The 4,923-nt window shown below is 41.6% G+C and carries 4 protein-coding genes; all 4 read right to left on the bottom strand.

From position 1 onward, the window contains the following. Positions 1-159 precede the first annotated feature (159 nt). Entirely contained in the window at positions 160-1,338 is a 1,179-nt protein-coding gene (locus AB6E52_RS22670) for a hypothetical protein (protein WP_372130177.1), read from the bottom strand. Between the two features lie 13 nt (positions 1,339-1,351). Further along, positions 1,352-2,656 (bottom strand): hypothetical protein, encoded by a 1,305-nt coding sequence (locus AB6E52_RS22665; RefSeq protein WP_102319820.1) that lies wholly within the window; start codon positions 2,654-2,656, stop codon positions 1,352-1,354. Positions 2,657-2,718: 62 nt separating this feature from the next. Further along, the gene (locus AB6E52_RS22660) at positions 2,719-3,633 is read right to left on the bottom strand and encodes an OmpA family protein (RefSeq protein WP_102319821.1); all 915 of its coding nucleotides are present in this window, start codon (positions 3,631-3,633) and stop codon (positions 2,719-2,721) included. A gap of 91 nt (positions 3,634-3,724) precedes the next feature. Beyond that, positions 3,725-4,684 carry an OmpA family protein gene (locus tag AB6E52_RS22655; protein ID WP_102319822.1) on the bottom strand — a complete coding sequence of 320 codons (960 nt, stop codon included), beginning with the start codon at positions 4,682-4,684 and terminating at the stop codon, positions 3,725-3,727. Positions 4,685-4,923: the final 239 nt, after the last annotated feature.

The raw sequence follows: 4,923 nt of genomic DNA, 5'->3' as shown, positions 1-4,923 counted from the left end.
CGACTACTTCTTCTTGAAGATAAAAGCGGCTTTCCCCGGAAAGCCGCGATGAACCAAAAGAAAGCCTAATCGATACACTTCAACATCGATCGTTGAGGTATGAATTAGGCTATTTGTAATACCTTAAAGCGCTTTCGAAACGAAAAGCGCTTACAAGATTTAGAACATTAAGAAGTTATCTTTTTCCAACACAAGATCGAACTGGAACTTATTGTTGGTATCCGCTTGCATTGTCGATGGATTCAAATCACCAATAAAGCCAGACGCCTTTTGTCCACTCTCTGTCAAAACAATGCTATCACCCGATTCAAAATCAAGCCCTGAGTGATGCTGAACAATCTCCAGTTTGTACTCAACCTTATTACCTTTCATTTCAAAGCTGCCATTTAGCATCATGCCGTAGCCATTAATACTCGCAAACGCTTGATTAATTTCACCACGAGACAAACCTTCCGGGCGCTCAATACGCAATTTAAACAGCGTTTCAACGCCTTGAGACTTAATCACACCAGAGTAACTGTCAGAAATAGCCGGCATATTATATTGCGTGCGATTCATACCTGGTAAGTTAGAAGAAAAACTCTTCAAGTGACCAGCACTAGCTTGCAAGTAACTTTCCCAAAACGCAGCTAAGTGAGCATTACGCACACCCGTTGAATCAATCCCGTGGAAATACACCGTCGCATTATTAAAGTTAGCATTGTGCTTGCCCGCTAGAACAATACCCGCTTCTTTTGCTGCATCGCTATCACTTAAGTCCGTTAATGAAACATCTGAGCTATTTTGAATGCCATCAGAATAAACTACCAAACGAATTGGTGTTGAGTTCAAACGGATATCATTAGTCACTTGAAACAAACTACGCGCTAAATCCTTTTCAGGCACAGCACGGTCATAATCCGGTTGTGCTGTATGAGGACTCGCCTGCATCGCTTCACCTAATCCACGTTGCATTAAACGCGTCAACTTTGGCATATCATCACGGATAACGCGTTCAGGAGCCGCTCGCAATAAACCGCCGCTTTCTAATGCATTCACATTAGGAAAACAAGTCGTAAAGGCATGAGACATATCGCCATTTGGAGAAAGATAATAGATACCAATCTCTTCACTTGGCAAATATGACGGCGGTAGAGTTTGCATAATATCTTGCGCCCAACTGGCACTATTGTTTGGAATGGACGTCGTATCAATCACCAAATAAGTTTGACGAGGCGCCCCCTCACTAAGACAGTACTTAGCAGCATCAAAGCCACCCGTATTAATCATCCCAGAAGCAAAAGCTTGTGGCGCACACAGCGCAGTCAGTAGCGCGGCAGATTTAATTTTATTCATCATATTTTTCATGGAATTACGCAACCATACTCATTAATTGGTCTTTACTAATCGCAATATCATGCTTGTAGTAAGTATCTAAACTCTTCATCTCCGCACCAATTTTCACTTCCTCAAGCTGCTTAGCACGAAGCTGCATCACTAGATTATTGTGGTAAGTACGTAAGTTGCGGTTAACCTCTTTATGCACCTGACCAAGAATACCATCAGCATGATTGGCCAACTCTTCTTGCAAACGCTCAATCTTTTTCAATTCCATCAATTCAGCTTCTTGCGCATTCGCTAGCTCAGCGATCTGCTTAGAAAATTTCGCTTCAACCTGGTTTAACTCTTTATTCAAACCCTTATCCAAACGGTTAAAACGCTCACGAGCACTGGTGAAATCTTTTTGCGCTTCCTGGTAAGATGGTTTGGCATCATTTAACACATAGGCACAGAACATACTGATAAACCAAGGTGCAATAGAGAAAATGATGAATGGGAATAACAGCATCATTGCCGACTCTTGAGATGCCGATGCATCGCCCCACATACCCATATCAACCGCGGCTAATTCACGAGCAATCGCTTGATAACGAACCATTAAGATACCGACCGTAATCGAAATTAACGCCAACCAAGCAAAAGCCTGCATTCGATAGTGTTGTCGCTTTTCACGAGATTCAACATCCGGTCCCATCAGCTCTAAACGTTGTTTTAAGAACTTGCCATGAAAGTGAGCCGCTGCCGCAGTAACAATGGCACTCACAAACGCTAACGCTAAAGCAAACAGAGGAATATTCAGCAGTTCACCTAACGTTTCATAGTTCATCCAAAACTCTGGCACACTAGGAATAAGCAGACCCAGCGAGTAAATCAGCGGGTTCACTTTTCTCGGCGGCTTACCACCGGCAGAATTAAACATTTTATCGTAACGCGTTTTGGTTTTTTCTAACTCATCTTTCGCATCTTGATAGCCACTTTCCTGAACATAGCTGGTTTTTTTCGCCGCTAAAGCATCGGCTTTCGTGTTACAAACTTGCTGATACTCAGTATCTTTCTTCATGTATGCTGACTCATCAGCATGTTTACGTAAACGAGTTTGCAATTGAGAAAAATCAGAGTACCAACGCCCCAAATGCTCAAGAGGATCGCGAATAACAGATAGCATTCCATTGGTGTGTGAATTATGGTCAGTAACAACCAAGTTCGTTTGCTCTGCAGCTTCCACTTCCTCACGAACCTTACGCTGAATATCCTGACTAAGGTCCTTGGCTATAACCGCACTTTCAAGCGGTCGCTGCACCATAAATTTTTCAATATCCGTTTTCACCTGTTGCATGTATATTTCTCGCCCTAACGTATCAAAATGATTAAATATTAAAGTAGTAAAATCTTCTAATTCTATTTACTAATATATTTTTTTATATCGAACTCTCGGTATATAAACACCGAAAATGGTGCCTTTCTAAAGGTTCTTCTTACTTGTGGCCCCGTACGTTCTTTTGCCAATAGCTCCAAATCAGAACGAAGCTCACTAAAAGACTCAAAGTCACGTAGATCACTACTCACTTTCTTATCACGGGAATAAGCCCATACTTCCATAGAACGAGCATTACATGATTGCCCGGCGCAGCGATAATGACGGTATAAGTGAGAAGCAAACTGCTCATTTTCAGTCATCAAGATCTCCACACGGCGATTGCGGGCCTTATTACTTTGACTGTTATTTTTTGCGATAGGATAATCAGGACCACCCGCGATCAAAACGAGTGAATTATGTAGCACTCCTTGCTGCTCTAGGTAACGAGCGGTTGACAGTGCTCGCCTTAGCGATAAATCAATATTATGAGCCCATGAGCCAGACGCATCAGTATGACCAGTAATCACTAAAAGCTGATTATCACGCGCCGCTTGCCTTTCATGATAAGTCACCGCAACCTCGGCTAGCTGAGCTTTTATGTCACTATTCAACTTATCGCTATTAACGGCAAAGCCAGAGCTGGCCGATAAATTACGTAAAATCGCAATCCCATCTCCCAGTTCATTAAGCGGCTCCCCTGCCTGCTGGCTTGGGTAGAAATGCACATAGCCCCCCGCCTTCTCAACAGGAAAGTACAGCTCATCATCACCCACTTCAGCCACCCAAGAAAAGTCCTTTTCTACCTCAGAAAGCGCCTCTTCTTTGCGAGTTAAAGCGGTCTCTTGCATACCCTCGACTGGTTGGTTTTCTTTATCTATATAATCCACACGCTCAGGAGAAGAGCAGCCTGATAGTGCCAATATTAAAAGTAAATAATAAAAATATTGCTTATTCATGCCCAATAACTATCTATACTAAGAGCCAAAATTACGAAACCTAGATAAATCCTTCTACCTTGGTTTTGCCTATGATGTAACGAAGTGTCGTTTAACCACGCGTTGGCGGCAGCGACAAAGAACGATAACGAATGTTTTTTTCAGACTGGGTACGCTCTTGCTGTAACTCTTCAGCTTCAAAACTGCGAACTTCTTCTGGCTCTTTCGCCACACGAATTGTTTTCAGTTCGGTTGGAATGTGACGAGAGTTCGTCGTGACCTTGCCATCACGTGCATAACCAACAGCCTGAAGCTCTCTGGATTCACAGCCATTAGAGAAGCAAGGTGCTGAACGATAGTAATCACTAATGAAATTCACATCATGAGTAATAAAGAACTCCACACGACGGTTCTTCGCTTTATTTTCTACACTATCGTTTTTAGCAATCGGGTAATCAGGCCCTGCTGCCATACGTAATAACGCTTCATTCGGAACGCCTTGTGCCATTAAGTAGCGCGCCGCTGAGTCGGCACGATCTCGTGATAACTGCTTATTGTATTGCCACGAACCTGAGGAGTCGGTATGACCAGTAATAATGATGAACAATCTTTCATCATTATATTTTGAATGGCTATAATATAAATTTTTAATCGAGTTTAACGCCAGAGTAGTATTCGGGTTCAAAGTTGAACTACTGACCATAAATCCAGCTGTATCAATAGCGTTATAAGCACCAACATACCCGTAATCGCTGGCTAAGCGAGTCTGTTCAATAAGCTTAGTTAACTCGAGACTTGAGTCATCAATATTCTTACTATCAAAAATATAGTAAGTATTATCACCGCTGTCTTTGGCGAAATAACGACCGGTTTCAATATGATCTAACTGTTCATTAATAGAGACTTCATTAATTAGTAACACTTTGTTGTTCACATCAGGATTATTATTCCCAGACTGATGAACTATGTCGTAACTATTGGCTTGCTCAATAACCTGAGTATGCTGCTGGTGACTGGAGCATCCCGATAGGGTCATTAAAAAAACAAATGAAAACGTTACTTTATTATTCATAGCTATATTTTCTAATTAGAATAGTGCATAAAACAGACGATCTGTGTAAAGAATCATACTGCAAGTTATTGAAATTCACCTTATAAGTCTCCGTAAATACTGTATATATAGCAATTAATTAACTCTCTAATTTGTAAGGAAATATTACAGTTCAATCTATTTAAAAGTAAGCGCACTATTAACCCCAGGGCGCGAGCACACTTTGTTCAATTTATAACCCAAAGAAGACTCGTGCCCGA

Source organism: Vibrio sp. 10N.247.311.13, from assembly GCF_041467595.1.
Lineage (GTDB): Bacteria > Pseudomonadota > Gammaproteobacteria > Enterobacterales > Vibrionaceae > Vibrio > Vibrio crassostreae_C.
Note: the sequence above shows the minus strand (reverse complement) of the source record. Positions and strands in the feature narration are given on the sequence as shown.